The sequence below is a fragment of the Stenotrophomonas sp. C9D9 genome, assembly GCF_056491205.1.
On sequence record NZ_JBSZIF010000004.1, the window covers coordinates 2,099,686 to 2,118,248 of the forward strand.

General features: G+C 67.1%; 4 protein-coding genes and 14 pseudogenes. 11 read left to right on the forward strand and 7 right to left on the reverse strand.

Translation table 11 applies throughout. From position 1 onward, the window contains the following. Positions 1 to 86: 86 nt before the first annotated feature. From ACXI0D_RS15060 to gnd, 4 pseudogenes are all read left to right on the forward strand, one after another. Positions 87 to 2,266: pseudogene (locus ACXI0D_RS15060) on the forward strand (carboxy terminal-processing peptidase). Between the two features lie 237 nt (positions 2,267 to 2,503). Then, positions 2,504 to 3,078: pseudogene (locus ACXI0D_RS15065) on the forward strand (DUF2242 domain-containing protein). Positions 3,079 to 3,131: 53 nt separating this feature from the next. Next, positions 3,132 to 4,358, forward strand: a pseudogene (locus ACXI0D_RS15070) (hypothetical protein). Between the two features lie 22 nt (positions 4,359 to 4,380). Next, a pseudogene (gene gnd, locus ACXI0D_RS15075) lies at positions 4,381 to 5,274 on the forward strand (phosphogluconate dehydrogenase (NAD(+)-dependent, decarboxylating)). A 457-nt stretch (positions 5,275 to 5,731) separates the two neighbouring features. Here the strand turns inward: gnd and ACXI0D_RS15080 are convergent. Continuing rightward, positions 5,732 to 6,776, reverse strand: a pseudogene (locus ACXI0D_RS15080) (oxidoreductase). A gap of 168 nt (positions 6,777 to 6,944) precedes the next feature. Between ACXI0D_RS15080 and ACXI0D_RS15085 the strand changes: the two are divergent. The 4 pseudogenes from ACXI0D_RS15085 (at position 6,945) to ACXI0D_RS15100 (ending at position 11,301) form a co-directional block, all read left to right on the forward strand. Next, positions 6,945 to 7,329 (forward strand): annotated as a pseudogene (locus ACXI0D_RS15085) (BON domain-containing protein). A gap of 202 nt (positions 7,330 to 7,531) precedes the next feature. Beyond that, a pseudogene (locus tag ACXI0D_RS15090) lies at positions 7,532 to 9,348 on the forward strand (sensor histidine kinase). Beyond that, positions 9,345 to 9,778 (forward strand): annotated as a pseudogene (locus ACXI0D_RS15095) (response regulator); the annotation flags it as partial. The pseudogenes ACXI0D_RS15090 and ACXI0D_RS15095, both read left to right, overlap by 4 nt. An 18-nt stretch (positions 9,779 to 9,796) precedes the next feature. Next, positions 9,797 to 11,301, forward strand: a pseudogene (locus ACXI0D_RS15100) (ATP-binding protein). A gap of 74 nt (positions 11,302 to 11,375) precedes the next feature. On the opposite strand, the pseudogene ACXI0D_RS15105 reads toward ACXI0D_RS15100, so the two are convergent. Then, a pseudogene (locus tag ACXI0D_RS15105) lies at positions 11,376 to 12,118 on the reverse strand (proteasome-type protease). 89 nt (positions 12,119 to 12,207) lie between these two features. On the opposite strand from ACXI0D_RS15105, the pseudogene folK reads away from it, so the two are divergent. Then, positions 12,208 to 12,692 (forward strand): annotated as a pseudogene (gene folK, locus ACXI0D_RS15110) (2-amino-4-hydroxy-6-hydroxymethyldihydropteridine diphosphokinase). A 75-nt stretch (positions 12,693 to 12,767) separates the two neighbouring features. Here folK and ACXI0D_RS15115 read toward each other — a convergent pair. Next, positions 12,768 to 13,504 (reverse strand): annotated as a pseudogene (locus ACXI0D_RS15115) (pteridine reductase). 343 nt (positions 13,505 to 13,847) lie between these two features. On the opposite strand from ACXI0D_RS15115, the pseudogene ACXI0D_RS15120 reads away from it, so the two are divergent. Together ACXI0D_RS15120 and ACXI0D_RS15125 are read left to right on the forward strand one after the other, a co-directional pair. Next, positions 13,848 to 14,745: pseudogene (locus ACXI0D_RS15120) on the forward strand (class I SAM-dependent methyltransferase). Then, positions 14,742 to 15,135 (forward strand): annotated as a pseudogene (locus ACXI0D_RS15125) (VanZ family protein). The pseudogenes ACXI0D_RS15120 and ACXI0D_RS15125 overlap by 4 nt, the downstream one beginning before the upstream one ends. Before the next feature lie 155 nt (positions 15,136 to 15,290). On the opposite strand, the gene ACXI0D_RS15130 reads toward ACXI0D_RS15125, so the two are convergent. The 4 genes from ACXI0D_RS15130 to ACXI0D_RS15145 form a co-directional block, all read right to left on the reverse strand. After that, the gene (locus tag ACXI0D_RS15130; RefSeq protein WP_479642734.1) at positions 15,291 to 16,829 is read right to left on the reverse strand and encodes a beta-N-acetylhexosaminidase; all 1,539 of its coding nucleotides are present in this window, start codon (positions 16,827 to 16,829) and stop codon (positions 15,291 to 15,293) included. Then, complete coding sequence (locus ACXI0D_RS15135) at positions 16,826 to 17,023, reverse strand: family 20 glycosylhydrolase (RefSeq protein ID WP_479642735.1); 198 nt, start codon at positions 17,021 to 17,023, stop codon at positions 16,826 to 16,828. Before ACXI0D_RS15135 ends, ACXI0D_RS15130 begins: the two co-directional genes overlap by 4 nt. Positions 17,024 to 17,142: 119 nt before the next feature. Then, positions 17,143 to 17,628 carry a glycoside hydrolase family 20 zincin-like fold domain-containing protein gene (locus ACXI0D_RS15140; RefSeq protein WP_479642736.1) on the reverse strand — a complete coding sequence of 162 codons (486 nt, stop codon included), beginning with the start codon at positions 17,626 to 17,628 and terminating at the stop codon, positions 17,143 to 17,145. A gap of 111 nt (positions 17,629 to 17,739) precedes the next feature. Further along, on the reverse strand, positions 17,740 to 18,563 hold an 824-nt coding region (locus tag ACXI0D_RS15145), incomplete at its 5' end, for a TonB-dependent receptor domain-containing protein (RefSeq protein WP_479642737.1).

An 18,563-nucleotide genomic window follows, 5' to 3' on the forward strand; every position in this document is an offset into this window, starting at 1 on the left:
GTGACAAGCCCGGCAACTTTCGGCACTGTCGTGGTGTCTGAACACCCTGCAGTCTCCCCCTTGGCAAGGCGCCTTCGAGCACGTCAATGAAATTCAAAGCCCCCGCATTCCTGATGGCCCTGGCGCTGGTCGCGCCGCTGGCGCTGGCGGCCAAGGCCGACTCGCCCGCATTGCCCGCGGCGGCCACCGCCGATCAGGTGACCACCTCCAAGCTGGTGTACGGCCTGTTGTCCGACAGCCGTTACGCCTACCGCCCGCGTGCGCTGGACGAGGCCACCTCCAAGGACGTGTTCAAGCGCTATCTGGAGACCCTGGACGGCGGCAAGCAGTACTTCACCCAGGCCGACGTGGCGCGCTTCGCGCCGTTCGAAGCCAATATCTCCTCGGCCATCCGTGGCGGCGAGCTGGAGCCGGCGTTCCAGGTATTCGCGGTCTACAAGCAGCGCGTCGGCGAGCGCGTGGCCTATGCGCGCAAGCTGCTCAAGCAGGAACCGGACTTCACCACCGACGAGCGCTTCGAATACGACCGCAAGAAGGTGCCGTGGGCGGCCAGCAGCGCCGAGCTGGATGAGCTGTGGCGCAAGTCGGTGAAGAACGACTGGCTGCGCCTGAAGCTGGCCGGCAAGAAGCCGGACGACATCCGCAAGACGCTGGACAAGCGCTACGCGACGCTGGAGAAGTCGGTCAACGAACTGAAGGGCGAAGACGTCTTCCAGTTCTTCATGAACTCGTACACCAGCGCGGTTGATCCGCACACCGATTACTTCACCCCGCGCACCGCCGAGAACTTCAACCAGGCGATGTCGCTGTCGCTGGAAGGTATCGGTGCGCAGCTGCAGCGCCAGGACGATGTGGTGGTGATCCGCGAGATCATCGCCGGCGGTCCGGCCGCAGTGGACGGCACGCTGAAGCCGGGTGACCGCATCGTCGGCGTTGGCCAGGGCAAGTCCGGCCTGGTCGAGGATGTGATCGGCTGGCGCATCGACGATGTCGTGGCCAAGATCCGCGGCGCCAAGGACACCCAGGTCAAGCTGGAATTCATTCCAGCTGCCGAAGGTGCCGACGGCAAGCACCACACCCTGGTGCTGACCCGGCAGAAGGTGCGCCTGGCCGAACAGGCCGCCAAGGGCGAGACCATGACCATTCCGGCCGCCAACGGCGAGCCGGCACGGAAGATCGGCGTGATCAAGCTGCCGACCTTCTACCAGGACTTCGAAGGCCGCCGCCGCAATGCCGCCGACTATGCCTCGGCCACCCGCGACGTGGCCAAGCTGCTGGCCGGTTTCAAGAACGACAAGCTGGACGGCGTGGTGCTGGACCTGCGCAACAACGGCGGTGGTTCGCTGGATGAAGCGATCGAACTGACCGGCCTGTTCATCGAGCAGGGCCCGGTGGTGCAGGTGCGCGAGTCCGGTGGCCGCGTCACCGTCAACAGCGACCGCAACCAGGGTGTGGCGTGGGACGGCCCGCTGGCGGTGCTGATCAACCGTGGTTCGGCCTCGGCCTCGGAGATCTTCGCCGGTGCCATCCAGGACTACGGTCGTGGCCTGGTGATCGGTGAAACCAGCTTCGGCAAGGGCACGGTGCAGAACATCGTCGACCTCGACCGTTGGCCGAGCGGCGAGACCCAGCGCTTCGGCCAGGTCAAGCTGACCATCGCCCAGTTCTTCCGCATCAGCGGCAGCAGCACCCAGCACAAGGGGGTAGTGCCGGACCTGGCCTTCCCGGCCAGCGTCGATGCCACCGAATTCGGCGAAAGCACCTACGACAACGCGCTGCCGTGGACCCGCATCGCCGCCGTGCCGCACACCCAGTACGGCAACTTCGCGCCGCTGCTGCCGAAGCTGGAGACCCGTCACGACGCGCGTATCGCCACTGACAAGGAATTCCAGTGGTGGAACGAGGACGTGCAGCAGTTCCGCACTGAAGCGGCGAAGAAGTACATCTCGTTGAACGAAGCGACCCGTCGCGCCGAGCGCGAGCGCCAGGACGCCCAGCGCAAGGAGCGCCAGGTGCAGCGCAAGGAACTGGGCCTGCGCCCTCGGACCCGCTGGCCGACGACAGCAGCGACGATGGCCTGACCGGCAACGAGCGTGACATCGTGAAGGATGCCGCGCGCGAGAAGGCGGCGGAAAAGCGCCCGGACCCGCTGCTGCGCGAGTCGGCCTCGATCCTCGCCGACGCGGTGAACCTGCTGGCCAACGACCGCCCGCTGTCCGCACAGGTGCTGCCGCAGTCCACCGGCGCGGGGCGTTGGGCGGACTGAGCCGGAGACGGCATGTGATACCCGAGGGGCCGGCATTGCCGGCCCCTTTCTGTTTGGGGACCTCGTTCACGGTAGCGCCGGGCCATGCCCGGCGAGCGAACTGCCACAAACGACTTAATCCCCTCCGTCCCCTTTTTCGTGCATGAACCGGGAGCAACGTGTGGGGGGGCAATGTCGACCTGCCGGACACGGGGGGGCGGGACTACCCTTGGTGCTTCCGTTCTCGCAGGAGTACCCATGCGGGCCTCCCGTCTTTCCAGCGCTGCCGTGGCGCTTACCAGCGCCCTGATCCTCTCGGCCTGTGGGGGCCGTGCCGCCGACAGCACCGTGCTGCGCGAATCCTTCGATTCCGGCGATACCTTCTCGCGCACGGTCGATGGGCGCCCGGGCGACGCCTGCGAGGCAGGCGTGCTGCACCCTGCTCAGCCAGGGCTATGCCATCGCACGTTCCGATGAGGCACAGGTGGAGGGAACAAGAATTTCCAGCCGCGCGAGGATGACCATGAGCAGCTGGTGCTACGGATCTCCTGCGCCCCGCGTGGCAGCCAGACGCTGGTGTTCGTCAGCGCAGTGCAGGATCGCTACGCGCTGAAAAGAGCCCGACTTCGGCCAGTGTCGGTGTGCGGCGCCTGGGCTCGGTGTCGCTGCCGTTCGGCAGCAACGACGACAGCCCGCTGGTGAAGGTGGCCAGCAGCACGGTCACCGACGCCGAGTTCTATCGTCGCTTCTTCCAGCGCCTGGAGCAGTACCTGCCGGCTGCGGCGGGCAAATCTGCGCCATCGCCATCGCCATCGCCGGCAAGCGCGCCGTAGCCTGCACCGGCGGTCACGGACCAGGGCTGAGCGTGCGCGGCAAGTGGCTGGGTATGGCCCTGCTGCTGGTGCCAGCGTGGGGCGCCACGGCGTCATCCCTGCACTGTGCGCAGGGCCTGCTGCAGCGGCTGGGGTGGCGCTTCGAAGACGCGGATCTCCGTGCGCCGCAGGTACTCAAGGGGCCGGTGTGTACGCGTGCCTCGCTCGCCGCGGCGCAGGCAGCGGGTGATCTGCGCGTACGCTGGCCGACGGATTGCCTGCGGGCGAACGACAGGCACTGCTGCAGCAGCTGCTGGAAGACCCTGCCACGGTCTTGTGCCTATGCCTTCGAGCTGGGGGCGGCCACGCGGCGCGCGACCTCGGCATTGCAGGGCAATGCCACGTTCCGTTTCTCCGGCCCGCAGCTGGGCTGGATCGGCTTTGGTCTGGGTGGCGCGCCGGCACAAGGCTGGCAAGCGCACGCGCAGTTTTGGTCGCGGCTTCGTGCCCAGTGCGGGCAACAGCCATGCGCTGCAGGCGTTCTACAGCGGTAGCGTGCGTGCCGAATGCGGTGTCGGCCGCCAGGTCGCGCAGCTGGCCACCCAGCGCGAGCTGTATGGCGATACCGCGTTCGATACGGAGTTCGCAGCGGATGAACTGTCGATCGGCACCTTCCTCGCGCTGCACGATACCGACAGCATCCTGCTCGGCGCGCATGCTGGCGATTTCTTCGCCGATGGCAAGGCGGTGCGCACGTCGGCGATGGCGGGCAGGCGTTCGTCGGCGTGCCCGGTTTCATCGAACATGTGTACGACAAGGGCATGCTGCATGACGCGGAGAACCAGGCGATAAGTTTTCGTGGTGGTCGAGGTGGGCGAGGGTGCTGCGCAGGCGTTGCAGTGGCACGGCGGCCTTGCTCTGTACGACCAGCGCAATGCCGAGCTGTGGAAACTGGCGGAGCCATCCGCGCATCGGCCAGCGCTACTTCGAGCGCCTGCTGTTCGACCGCGATCCACACCTGCGCGCACGGCTGGCGCCGCGCTACCACGACACGCTGGCACGCATGGACCAGCTGCTGGACGATCCGTTCTACCAGCAGTTCGTGATTCTTATGCGCATCCGCGCGGTATACGTCCCATCGGCTACCACATCGCCCGCCTGCTCGATCGTAATCCGCGCACGCCGTTTTCGATCGACCTGGCGGTGCACCGTATAACGCCACGCTGCGTTGGCGCGAGGCGCAGCTGCGCCACTGCGCGGCTACCGGCAGGCCAGGCAGCCCGACCCTAGACCCCAACTGAAGGTGAAACAATGGACATTGCAATGATCGGCCTCGGCCGCATGGGCGCCAACATGGCCCAGCGCCTGCATTGCGGCGGCCACCGCGTGGTCGGCTACGACCCGGGCGAAGGCGCCCGCCAGCGCGCCGCCGAGGCCGGCCTGGACGGCTCGATTCGCTGGCCGCCGCCGTGGCCGCGCTGCCGGTACCGCGCGTGGTGTGGCTGATCGGTGCCGGCCGGCGAAACCGTCGACCAGACGCTGGGCGAGCTGACTCCGCACCTGGCCGAGGGTGACATCGTCATCGACGGCGGCAACTCCAACTACCAGGGCTCGATCCGCCGCGCCAAGGCACTGGCCGAGGACGACCTGGGCTACGTCGACTGCGGCACCAGCGGTGGTGTGTGGGGCCTGCAGGAAGGCTACAGCCTGATGGTCGGTGGCGAAGCGTCGGTGGTGGAGCAGATCGCACCGCTGCTGCGCACGCTGGCCCCGGCTGAAGACCGCGGCTGGGCGCGCGTCGGCCCCTCCGGCGCCGGCCATTTCACCAAGATGGTCCACAACGGCATCGAGTACGGAATGATGCAGGCCTATGCCGAAGGTTTCGCGCTGATGGAGCGCAAGCAGGAAATGGAGCTGGACCTGGCGCAGGTGGCCGAGGTGTGGCGCCACGGCAGCGTGGTGCGTTCCTGGCTGCTGGACCTGAGCACCGAAGCCCTCAAGCGCAATCCCTCGCTGGATGGCATCGCACCGTACGTGGAAGACTCCGGTGAAGGCCGCTGGACCGTCGCCGAAGCCATCGCGCTGGACGTGCCGGCGCCGGTGATCACGCTGTCGCTGCTCGAACGCCTGCGTTCGCGTGAATCGAATTCGTTCACCGATCGCCTGCTGTCGGCGATGCGCAATGAATTCGGCGGCCACGCCATCAAGAAGTCGTAAGCACTAAGCCGGGGTCGGATCCCTTTCCGCAGGAAAGGGCTCTGACCCCATGCAGCCAGTCGAGCATGGCTCGACTCTACAAAAGCCTTCTCCGATCGTTGCCACGTCATCCGTGCATGGCGTGGATGTGTCGACCAAGGTCGACACCTACCGTCGGGCGCGGGAATCTGTCGAAGGCGGGGTGGGTCCGGTTGCGGGGACGTGAGCGCCATGGGCCCGAGGCATGCCTCGGGCGGGTTGGGCAGGACGCCCAACCCCGGTCTTGCCGTGTGCGCAGGACAGCGCACACGAGCAAGGCGCGACCGAGCCTACAGGGACGTATTTACGGCGTCCCCCGCAACCGGACCCACCCCGCCATCTCACGGATGGCCGGCTTTTGCTGTTGCTGTTGCTGTTGAGGTTGCCGGCCAGCGGCCGGCACTACCGCTTCTGCGGGTGCAGGGCGCAGCCCTGCCGGTCATCCCAACTGCACCCGCCGCCCTTCGCGCGCGCTGCCCATGCCGGCCTGCAGCAACCGCATCAGCTGCAGCGCCTGCACCGGGCTGACCGTGGCTTCGCCATCGCCGTGCATCGCCGCCGCGAACTGCGTACAACCGCCGGTAGTCGCCCGGCAGGTTGTCGACCGTCGTGCGCTGCACGTTGTCCTCGGCGTCGCAGCGCAGCAGCTCGCCATGCCGCGGATCAATGCCCCAGCCCGGCGCGCCCGGTGCCACGCCACGGCGCAGCTGCGCTTCCTGCACATCCAGTCCGTGCTTGATCCAGCTGCCATCGCGGCCATGCACTGCGAAGTGCGGCGTGGGCGCCGCTACCAGCGAACCGGCATGCACGATCGCGCGATGCCGCGGGTAGTGCAGTACCGCGTGGAAGTAATCGATGCCGCTGCCGCCTTCGCGCTGCACGGCCAGATCGGCATCGATCGCCTCGGGCCAGCCGAACAGCACCAGCATCTGGTCGAGCAGGTGCGGGCCGAGGTCGTACCACAGGCCACTACCCGGCCCGTCCTGCTCGCGCCAGCGGTCGCGCACCTGCGGGCGGTAACGGTCGAAGTGTGCATGGCACTCGGCCACGTCACCGAGTGTGCCTTCGCCCAGCAGCGCCTGCAGCGTGAGGAAGTCGGCATCGAAGCGCCGGTTCTGGAACACGGTAACCGCGATGCGTCCGGCATCGCGCGCCGCAGCCAGCACCGTTTCCGCTTCGGCCACATCCCAGCGCGAACGGCTTGTCGACCAGCACGTGCTTGCCCGCCGCCAGCGCGGCGATCGCCAGCGGCGCGTGCTGTTCGTTCGGTGTGGCGATCACCACCGCATCCACTGCCGGGTCGTCGAACACCTCCTGCGGCGTGCGCGCACGTGCACGTCGCTGAACGCGCGCAGCAGGGTGTCGCGTTGCGAACTGACGATGCTGTGCAGCACCAGCCCGGGCGTGTGCTGGATCAGTGGCGCATGGAAGACACGGCCGGCGAGGCCGTAGCCGATCAGGGCCAGTTGCAGGTCGGGGCGCATGGCAGGGCTCCGGCAGTGGAAGGGCAGGGTAAACGACGGGTGCTGGCCGTCCAAAACTGAACCGTTGCCGTTGGAAACGTTTCGATTCACGGCGGCATTACCGCAACGCCACGCCTGCTCTACGGCGGCTTGTCCAGACTGGAGCACGGATCCCGAGGATACGACACGATGAGCAATACCACCCGCACGCTGATTGCTTCCGCCCTGACCCTGGGCCTGGCGCTGTCCTCCTCGGCTGCATTCGCCAAGGATCCGGCCGCGAAGAGCCCGCCGGCCAGCACCCATCCGACGACCCATGCCGATCGCCATGACTCCCAACGAGCCGGTGACCGATACCTGGATCACCACCAAGGTGAAGGCCGATCTGCTGGCCAGCAGCAACGTTCCGGGCACTGGAATCAAGGTGGAAACCGTGAATGGCGTGGTCAGCCTGAGTGGTGCCGTCGGGCCACCCAGGCCGAGGGACAAGGCGGTCACCACCGCCAAGGGCATCAAGGGCGTGACCCGCGTCGATGCCGCCGCATTGAAGGTCAGCGCCGCTGCCAAGCGCTGACCCCGGTGGGCGCCCCGGCATGGGGCGCCCCCTGCTGCTGTGTAGCGCCGAGCGTGGGCTCGGCGCTACAGCATCGGATTCCGAACCCGTTCAGGCAACGCCGCTGGAAACTCCAGAGTTGTGACCGCCTGCGCTATATTGCCGGTTCCGCCGCAGCCGGGCTTGCCCGGATCACGCTTCGCGGCTGTGCTGACGAGGAACTATGGCGCTGGTTTTCAGTGACGACATCTGGGACCGCTGGCGGTTGCCGGCCCTGGCGCTGGCCGCTGCCGCGATCATCGTGGTGCCGTGGTTGACCCTGCGCAAACTGCAGCAGGACAGCGAACAGGCGATGGCGTGGTGTCAACCATACCCAGGCCGTTGGCGTGGCGCTGCAGCAGCTGCAGGCCGACGTGCGCGATGTCGATCGGCGGCATTGACCCTGTCCAAGGGTGTGGATGCCCCCGGCCTGCGCGAGCGCATGGCCAGGGCCACGAGATTCCCGGGCGCCTGGCCGAACTGGGCCGGATGACCCGCGACGATCCGGATCAGCTGATCCGCATCGGCCGCATCGAATGGATCTGGTACGGCCGCCTGGCGGTGGCCCGCGAGTTGGCCAGGTCCGAACCGAACAGCGACCAGCGTGAGCTGGTGCAGGACCTGAGCACGCGCTATCCGATCCGGGGCCTGGTGAAAAGCTGCAGGCCAGCGAGCAGAAGCTGCTGGCGCTGCGTGCCGAGCAGGCCGCGCGCCAGCGCAAGCAGACCGAACTGGTGTCGTGGAGTTCGCTGGTGATCCAGCTGGCGCTGCTCGGCCTGGTGCTGTGGCTGCTGCAGCGGCAGATCGGCCGCCGCCTGCATGCGGAGCGGCAATCGCTGCGTCTCGGCCGCACGCGCGGCCTCGGTGCTGCAGACCGTGCGCGAACCGATCGTGCTGCTCGACCGCGACCTGCGCGTGCAGCTGCACAACCCGGCATTCGCCGAACTGTACGGCCTGCAGGACGAGCGCGCCGATGGCCTGCTGCTGGAGACGGTCGGCGCCAACGCCTGGCAGGATCCGGTGGTGCGGCAGCGCCTGTCCGACGTGCTGTCGCGCGGTCGCGAACTCTGGGACTTCGAGCACGAGCAGCGCACCGCCGACGGCATGGTGCGCTACATGCTGCTCAACGCGCGGCGCATGCCGTTGCCCGACACCGACGACGAAGTGGTGCTGCTGACCATCAGCGACGTCACCATGCAGCGCGCAGTGCAGCTGCGCGTGGAAGAGCTGAACCGCCAGCTGGAAGGCAAGGTTGCGCAGGTATCCGAGGTCAACCGCGAGCTGGAGGCCTTCAGCTACTCGGTTTCGCATGACCTGCGTGCGCCGCTTCGCCACGTGGCCGGATTCTCCGACAAGCTGTCGCGCCACCTCGGCGAGGCCGCCGATGACAAGAGCCGCCATTACCTGGAAGTGATCTCCAGTTCGGCCCGGCGCATGGCGGCGCTGATCGACGACCTGCTGGTCTACTCGCGGCTGGGCCGCGCGGCGATGCGCCAGCAGGCGGTGGACATGCAGTCGCTGGTGGCCGATACCCGCGCCATGCTCGATTCCAACCTGCAGGCCGAAGCAGAGAACAGCGGCCATGCGCACCACGTGGAGTGGAGCATCGCGCCGCTGCCGATCGTGGTGGGCGATGAGAACATGATCCGCCAAGTCTGGCTGAACCTGCTCGGCAACGCGGTGAAGTACTCGGGCAACCGCGAGCCGGCGAAGATCCGCGTGGATTACCAGCCGCAGCCCGATGGCGGCCATCAGTTCACGGTCAGCGACAATGGTGCAGGCTTTGACATGGCCTACGCCGGCAAGCTGTTTGGTGCGTTCCAACGCCTGCACAAGGCCAGTGACTACCCGGGTACCGGCATCGGCTTGGCCAGCGTGCGTCGCGTGCTGACCCGTCATGGCGGCCGTATCTGGGCCGAGGCTGAACCGGACGTCGGCGCCACCTTCCACTTCTACTGTCCTCCCGCGATCGACGCGGACAAACAAGGGCCTTCTGCATGACCACTCTGCGCACCATTCTTCTCGCCGAAGACAGCCCGGCTGATGCCGAAATGGCGATCGACGCCCTGGAAGAGGCGCGTCTGGCCGATCCATCGTGCACGTCGAAGACGGCGTGGAAGTGATGGACTACCTGCTGCGCCGCGGTGCCTTCGCCAATCGCGAGGAAGGCCTGCCGGCAGTGCTGCTGCTGGACATCAAGATGCCGCGCATGGATGGCCTGGAAGTGCTGCGGCAGATCCGTGAGCACGAAGAACTCAAGCGCCTGCCGGTGGTGATCCTGTCGTCCTCGCGCGAGGAAAGCGATCTGGCCCGCAGCTGGGACATGGGCGTGAACGCCTACGTGGTCAAGCCGGTGGACGTGGACCAGTTCTTCGGCGCGGTGCAGACCCTGGGCAAGTTCTGGGCGTTGATCAACCAGGCACCGGAACTCGGAGTGGAGCCATACTCCCTGACCGGTTCCGCCCTGGGGGCGCTGCGCATCCTGCTGGTGGAAGACTCACCGGAAGATGCCGACTGATGTCCGAACAGATGCTCGACGCGGGCCTGGAAGCCCGCTTCGAGCGTGTCGAGAGCGAGGGCGGAACTGCGCCAGGCACTGGCTGCGTTCCAGCCGGACATCGTGCTGTCCGACCTGAGCATGCCGGGGTTCTCCGGTGATGACGCGCTGCGCATCGTGCGCGAGACATCGCCGGAAGTGCCCTTCATCTTCGTCTCCGGCACCATGGGTGAGGAGACGCGGTGGCGGTGCTCAGAAGGGCGCCAACGACTACATCATCAAGCATCTGCCGGCGCGCCTGCCGTCGGCGGTGGCGCGTGCGATCCGCGATGCACGCAGCGCGGTGGAGCGTGCACGGGTGGAAACGTCAACTGATGCGCGCGCAGCGCCTGGAAAGCCTGTCGCTGCTTGCCGCCGGCCTCAGCCACGACCTGCGCAACATCCTGCAGCCGTTGCTGATCATGCCGGACCTGCTGAAGGCGCGCACCGACGATCCGCAGCTGCACCACCTGGCCGACGTCATCGCCGAGTGTGGCCGCCGTGGCCACGCGATCCGCCGAATCGATGTTGCTGCTCTGTGCGGTTCGCGCAAGCCGAGCGAGCGCATCGAGATCGATGGCCTGTTCGATGCGGTGGCACTGCTGTTGCGCAGCAACGTGCCCGATGCCGTGCGCCTGGAACTGCAGGTGCAGGACGAAGGCCTGGTGGTCGATGCCAACTACACCGAGTTGCAGCAAGTGATGTTGAACCTGGCGCTCAACGCGATCCAGGCGATGCCCAACGGCGGCCGACTGAGCCTGACCGCCAGCCATGCCGGCGAGCGCGATGGCGGTGGACTGGATGCAGATCTGCGTGGCCGATGAAGGCATCGGCATGGATGCGGACACGCTGTCGCACCTGTTCGATCCGTTCTTCACCACCAAGGCCGATGGCACCGGCCTGGGCCTGATTTCCTGCAAGCGCATCGTCGAAGGTGCCGGCGGCAGCATCCATGTCAGCAGCCAGCCGGGGCAGGGCACCTGCTTCGAACTGCGACTGCCGATGCATGAGGCCATTGATGGCAGCGAGCCTGTCGAGCAGCTGGTGGCCCTGGGCAGTGGCCAGTCGATCCTGGTGGTCGACGGCGAGGCCACGCGCCTGTCGCTGCTTGGCAACGCACTGTCCAGCCAGGGATATCAGCTGCAGCTGGCCTCCGATGGCCCGGCGGCGCTGCGCTGGATGCAGCAGGAGGCGATGCCGGCGCTGGTGATTGCCGACGCCGGCTCGAAGTTGCTGCCGGCCAGCCAGCTGCTGGGCGAGATGGCCACGCTGGGCTATCGCGGTCCGGCGCTGGTGCTGGAGGATGCGGCGATAGCGGGCCCGCCGACGCGTTCCCTGCCGGTGTTGAGGTGCATGTGCTGCGCAAGCCGCTGCAGATGCAGCAGGTGTTTCGCGCAGTGGCCGAAGCGCTGGGCTGATGCCGCGGTAGTGCCGGCCGCTGGCCGGCATCCCGTGCGGTGGGATCACTGCGGTTGCCGGCCAGCGGCCGGCACTACCGTTCGGCGGTTTCCCACGGAAAGCGCGGCAGGGCGTCCACCGCCTGTTCCAGCCGCCGTGACCAGTTCTGGTGGATGTCCGCATACGGCGCTAATCCGCGCCCAGCCGCAGCTGCTGGCCAATGCGCAGTTCACCGTCGCGCAGCAGCGCGAGGTCGATCGGCAGGCCCACCGACAGGTTGGAACGGATGGTGGAGTCCAACGAGACGATGGCGGTGCGCGCCGCATCTTCCAGGTGCGTGGCCGGGCTGAGGATGCGGTCGAGGATCGGCTTGCCGTACTTGGACTCACCGATCTGCAGGTACGGCGTCTCCGGCGAGGCGGCGATGGCGTTGCCGAGCGGGTAGATCATGTACAGCCCGGGCCGCTCGCCGGCGATCTGGCCGCCGAAGATCAGCGTGGCCTGGGTATTGACCCCATCGTGGCCATGTTCGCTGTGGTTGCTGTGTACCTGGCTGTCCACCAGCAGCTGGCCGACGTACTCGGCGGCTTCGAACAGGTGGGTCATGTCGCGCAGGTTTGGCGTGCGCCGTTCGTCGGCATCGCGCCCCAGGCGCGACACCAGCAGCTGGGTGGTGGCCAGGTTGCCAGCCGCCATCAGCACGTAGGCTGCCTGGCCGGGATACTCGAACACGTGCAGCTTGCGGTGCACGCGCACATCGTCCAGCGAGGCATTGGTCCGGGTGTCGGCAGCGAAGACCAGGCCCTCGTCCACCTCGATTCCAACGCAATAGGTCATGTCGGTGCCCTATCATGTGCGTCCCGGATTGTAGGCAGGCCGCCGTGACGACGGCATGTCCACGCCCCCATCGCTGCCACCTGAACCGCATGACGACCGTGCTCCTGAGCCTGGGCAGCAATGTCCAGCCCCGCCGCTACCTCCACGCCGCGGTGGCGGCCCTGCGCGAGCGCTTCGGCGCGCTGCAGGTATCGCCGGCTACCGTACCGCCGCGGTCGGCTTCGACGGCCCTGCCTTCCTCAACAATGCGGTGGCGATCGAAACCGACCTGCCGCTGCAGGAACTGGACGACTGGCTGCATGCGCTGGAAGATGCACACGGCCGCGATCGTAGCGGGCCGCGCTTCTCCGACCGGACCCTGGACATCGACGTGGTGTTCTACGGCGACCTGGTGGTGGAAGGCCCCGGCCACCTGCGCATTCCGCGCCCGGAGCTGAAGCATGCCTTCGTGCTGAAGCCGCTGGCCGACATCGCGCCGGGCTTCATCGACCCGGTCAGCGGGCAGGACCTGGCCACGCTGTGGCGTGCGCACAGACAGTTTGGCGAGGCGTTCGAGGTGGTGGACCTGGAATGATGGTGGGTGACGGGGTCAGATCCCTTTTCCCGGCGGGAAAAGGGATCTGACCCCATTGTGGATCCCGGCAACATTTCAACTGACTGTACGCCCGCCATCCACCACAGGGTATGGCCAGTGACGAAGCTGGCTTCGGCCACCAGCCAGTAAACCGCTTCGGCAATCTCCTCGACAGTACCGATCCGCGCCAAAGGCGTGCGCGCCAGCAGCGCCTCGCGGGCGAAATCGTCCTTGCCCTGTTCCGGCCACAGGATCGCACCGGGCGCCACCGCATTGACCCGCACCTTCGGCGCCAGCTCCAGCGCCAGCGAGCGGGTGGCCATCTCCAGCGCGGCCTTGGCCATGGTGTAGGCGATGTGGTCGCGCATCGGGTCGGTGCCGTGCAGGTCGGTCAGGTTGACGATGCAGCCCTGCTGGCGGCGCAGGTAGGGCGCCGCCGCCTGGGACAGCAGCAGCGGCGCGCGTGCATTGACCGCATACAGCTCGTCCATCGCCTCGGCGGTGACCTGGCCGAGCGGGGTGGGGAAGAAGTTGGAGGCGTTGTTGACCAGCGCATCCAGCCGGCCGAAGTGGGTGACGGCCTGTTCCACCAGGTCGGCCAGAGCATCGGCGTCACGCAGGTCGGCCTGCAGGGCCAGCACGCTGCCCGGGCGTACGTTGTCGAAATCGAACGCGGCCTGCTGCAGCTCGGCGCTGGAGGTGTTGGCATGCAGCACCACCGACCAGCCGCAAGCGTGGAACTGGCGGGCGATGGCCGCACCGATCCGGCGCGCGCTGCCGGTGATCAGGACCACGGGGTGGGTGTCGCTCATCGAGGGTCCTCCAAGGCTCGGCTATCCTGTGCACCATTGTCACCGCATTCGAAGACGCCATGCAGCCCACCTTCCCCCTGCCCGAAGCCGATGCCCTGGCCCACAGCGACCAGCTGGCGGCCGCCCTGCGCGCCGAAATCCTTGCGCAGGGCGGGGCAATGCCGTTCTCGCGCTTCATGGAGCTGTGCCTGTACACCCCCGGCTGGGGCTATTACAGCGCCGGCGCCAGCAAGTTTGGTGGCAGTGGTGACTTCACCACCGCGCCCGAGCTCGGCAGCCTGTTCGCCGGCAGTGTGGCCAACGCGCTGGCGCCGTGTTCGCCCAGCTGGGTGCGCAGGCGCGCATGCTGGAACTGGGCGGCGGTACCGGCGCCTTCGCCGAGGCGGTACTGCTGCGCCTGGCCGAGCTGGACGCGCTGCCGTCGCGCTACGCGATCCTGGAACCCAGCGCCGACCTGCGCGAGCGCCAGCAGCAGCGCCTGCAGCAGAACCTGCCGGCGGAGTTGGCCGCGCGGGTGGACTGGGTCGACCGCCCGTTCGAAGAGGACTGGAAGCGTGGTGTTCGCCAACGAGGTGATCGACGCGCTGCCGACCCCGCGCTTCCTGATCCGGGACGGCGAGGTCTACGAGGAAACCGTCGAGCTGGACGCCGAGGGCAACTTCATCCGGGGTGCGCAGCCGGCCGACATCCTGCTCAACGGTGCGGTGCGCCATATCGAGCGTTACCTGGAAAAGCCCTTCGCCGAGGGCTACCGTTCCGAGGTGCTGCCGCAGCTGCCGTACTGGCTGCAGGCGGTGGCTGGCGGCCTGCAGCGCGGCGCGATGCTGTTCGTCGATTACGGCTACAACCGCGGCGAGTTCTACCAGCACGACCGCGACGATGGCACCGTGCGCGCGTTCTACCGCCATCACGTGCATAACGACGTGCATCGTTGGCCGGGCCTGCAGGACATCACCGCGTCGGTGGATTTCACCGCGATGGCCGAGGCCGGCGCGCACGGAGGTTTTGAACTGGCCGGCTACTGCAGCCAGGCCAGTTTCCTGCTCGGCAACGGCCTGGACCAGGTGCTGCTGCTGGCCGAGGAACGCACCGACGAGGTCGGCCGCATCCAGCTGCGCGACCAGGTGAAGAAGCTGACCCTGCCGACCGAGATGGGCGAGCGCTTCCAGGCGATCGGCCTGCAGCGTGGCGTCGATTTCGAACCGGCCTTCGAGCTGGGTGACCTGAGCTGGCGCCTGTGAGCCACGCGTTGCCGGTGATCAAGCCGCTGCGGCGGCCGCGGTTGTGGGCCGCACTGTGGGTGATGGTGGTGCTGCTGGTGATCGTGGTCTGCCTGATCCCGCCGCCGCCGATTCCGCTGCCGGAAAACAGCGACAAGGGCGAGCACTTCCTCGCCTATTTCATCCTCGCCGGCAGCGCGGTGCAGCTGGTCCCGGCGCGCACGTCCGCTGCTGTGGGTGGGCGTGGGCCTGGTGTTGATGGGGATCGGCATCGAGTTCGCGCAGGGCGCGCTGACCAGCAACCGCACTGCTGACCCGATGGATGCGCTGGCCAACACGATCGGCGTGCTGGCCGGCATGGCCACGGCATTGACGCCGCTGCGCGACCTGCTGCTGCGCTGGCGCGGGTAAGGCGTGCCAACCAAGGTTGGCACCTACCGGGCAGATCCACGCCGCGCGTGGATGGAGTCAGTAGATCCACGCCATGCGTGGATGAACTGCCCGGGGTGCTGACGAAGGCTGGCACCCACCAGGACAGAACCGCCGGCCATTTCCCCAGCGTGACCTCATCCAGCACCCACATCGCCGGGGCGCGTATCGCCGGTGAAGTTGATGCACAGGTCGCCGTTACCCTGGGTGCCCTTCGGCAGCGTCGCACGCAGGGTCACGAAGCCATCGGCATCCGGCTTGGCCGGCAGCGGCACTTCGGCCAGCACCTTGCCGCTGCAGTCGCCGCGACGCACCAGCATCTCGCCATGCGCGCGCTTGGCCTTCTCGAAGCGACGCTTGGGTTCGTCGTGGGCCAGCTGGAAGTAGTACGGGATGCGACCTGCACGCACTTCCACGCTGCCGATGCCGTCCAGCTGCGCCTGCGGCCAGCGCCAGCACGGCTGGAAGATGTCCACGTTGAACACTGCACGGGTGCCCTCGCGCGGGCCATCGTCTTCCAGACGCAGCACCAGCCCCTTCTTGCCTACGCAGCTGAGCAGTTCATCACTGCGGCGGCTGAGCAGCGATTGCGCAGTGAAGTCCGCGACCGTCGGCTTCGCGGCCAGCATCTGGCCCTGGTAGAACGCGGCAGCCTGCACGGCGGCGGGCAGTTGCGCCGTCAGCGGCTGCTGGTAGAGCGGCGACTGCGCGGTCACCGGCTGGCCATCGGTGCTGTAGCGCACTTCATAGCCCAGCGGATTGGCCAGCGACACGGTCACGGTGTTCTTCGCACGATCATCGATGTAGTCCACGCCTACTTCGAACGGGGTCTGCGCATAGGCCAGGCCCCAGGCACGGTAGCGCTGCAGTTGTGCCGGCAGGCGTGCGAGGAAATCACGGAAGTCGCGATGTTCCGGCGTGCTCCAGCCTGTCTCGGCCACGGCGGCCAGGCGCGGGAACAGGTTGTGCTGCAGGCGTGCATAGCTGCGCGTGTGTTCGGTGAACATGTTGGCCTGCAGGCCGAGGATGTGCCCGCGCTTGTCGGCGGCCAGTTCGGCCGGCACCGGCTCGAAGTTGTAGAGCTTGCCGAGATTGACCTGGGTCGGACGGCCCGGCGGTTCGTTCGGTGAGGCCGTCTGCAGGTAGTCCAGGTACAGGTAGCCGACCGGCGACATGATCACGTCATGCCCGGCGCTGGCCGCAGCCAGACCGCCTTCGGTGCCCTGCCACGACATCACCGTGGCCTGCGGCGGCAGACCCCCTTCGAGGATTTCATCCCAGCCGATCAGGCGCCGGTCGTGTTCCTCCAGGAAGGTCTCCAGACGCTTGATGATGTGGCTCTGCATGGCCATTTCATTCTTGATGCCCAGTGCACGCATGCGCTGCTGCACCTGCCTGGAGGCTTCCCACTGGTCCTTCACTGCCTCGTCGCCACCCACGTGCACGTACTTGGCCGGGAACAGTTCGATCACTTCCTCCAGGACGTTCTCGAGGAAGGTGACGGTGCTGTCTTCCACGTTGAACAGGTTCGGGAACACGCCCCATTCGCTGATCGGCTTCAGCGGGGTGCTGATCGAACCCAGTTCTGGATACGCGGCGATCGCCGCGGTCGCGTGCCCCGGCACATCGATTTCCGGAATCACCTGGATATGCAGCTTCGCGGCATAGGCGATCACTTCGCGGATCTGGTCCTGCGTGTAGAAGCCGCAGTACGGATGCTCCTGGCCGCTGGCCGGATCGATGCCGCCGTCGCCGGCCGGCAGGCCGGGCTGCCCACTTCGGTCAGCTTCGGGTAGCGCTTGATCTCCATGCGCCAGCCCTGGTCATCGGTGAGGTGCCAGTGGAAGGTATTGAGCTTGTGCGCGGCCATTGCGTCGAGCACGAAGTTTGATCTCGTCCAGGCTCTGGAAATGCCGTGCCGAGTCGAGCATGAAACCGCGCCAGCTGAAGCGTGGCGCATCCTGGATCTGCACCGCTGGCAGCACTCCGTTACCGCCGCCGGTAGCGAGCTGGGCGAGCGTGGTCGCGCCATAACAGGCCGGTTTCGTTGCCGGCCTGCACCAGCACGCCCTGCGCGGTGCTTTCCAGCGTGTAGCCTTCGCCGCTGTCGCGGAAGGTCGGGGACGATCTGGAAGCGGATGCTGCCGGTCTTGGCTGCGGCCTTGCCCTTGGCCAGTGCCAGTCGCGGGCCACCGCTGCGGGCCAGTAGATCGGCGACTGGCTGGCGACGCGCTGCGCGGCTTCGCCTTCGGCCTGCAGCACGGTATCGGCGCGCACGGTGATGCCGCTGCCCTGGCCGGGCCGCACCGTGGCCGGGGCGGGAATCAGCATCAGGCTGCCGGCACGCAGCTGCGGACCCGGTGCTTCAGCAGCCGGCGTGGGATCGGCGGCGAGTGCCGGCAGCGCCGGCAACATCGCGAGCAGGCTGCCCAGCAGCAGTGCGCTGCGCATCCGGGCGCGGGAAGGCTTGACCATCGGAACGACTCCTTGGAACGGTGCGATGAACGCTATACATGAAAAACGCCGGGCCCGGAATGACCCAGGCCCGGCGTGCGTGCACGACTCGGCGATGTTGCCGCCGCTGGATCAGTACTCGAAGCGGAAGTTGAGGTAGTACTGGCGACCGTTGCTGTAGAACGAGGTCGGGATGGCCGCGGTCTGGTAGTACTTGTAGGTCGGGTTGTTGAGGTTCAGGCCATCCAGGGTGATGCTCAGCCAGTCGGTGGCCTTGTAGCTCAGCGAAGCCGACAGCGTGCCGAAGTCATCCTGGTAGTACGGGTTGGTGCCCGACAGGCTGATCAGGAACGAGGAACGGCGGGTATAGCTGACGCGGGCGCCAAAGCGCTCGTTCTCGAAGTAGGCACCCACGTTGTAGGTGTTCTTCGAGGTGCCCAGCAGGTTGTGCGAGCCGTCCGACCAGGTGTGCGAGGTGGTGCCGTTGGCGTAGGTGTAGTTTGCGTTGACGCCGAAGTACTCGCCGATCGGCTGTTCGTAGGCCACTTCCACGCCGGTGACCTTGCCGTCGGCATTGATCGGAGTGGAGATCTGGTAGGTCTCAAGCTGGTTGGTCAGTTCGCTGTACAGCTGGCGCGAGACCACGTCGAAGGCGATGTAGTCCTTCAGGTTCATGTGGTACGCGCCCACCGACAGCAGGCCGCGCGGCATGAAGTACCACTCCAGGTTGGCATCCAGGTTGGTCGACAGGGTCGGCTTGAGGTTCGGATTGCCACCGCCGCCGGTGCGGTTCAGGTCCGAACCGTACGAGGAGGCACCCAGTGCCGAGTAGTCCGGCAGGGTCTGGGTCTGCGAGGCGGCGACGCGCAGCACCAGCGAGTCGTCCAGGTCGAACTTGATGTTGGCGCTGGGCAGTACACGGTTGCGCTTGTTCTGGAAGGCCAGGCGCTCCCACA

Bases quoted from the DNA above. Each gene is read 5' to 3' on its own strand.
- ACXI0D_RS15135 (WP_479642735.1), bottom strand. From the start codon at position 17,023: ATGGCCGCGCACAAGCTCAATACCTTCCACTGGCACCTCACCGATGAC.
- ACXI0D_RS15140 (WP_479642736.1), bottom strand. From the start codon at position 17,628: ATGGTCAAGCCTTCCCGCGCCCGGATGCGCAGCGCACTGCTGCTGGGC.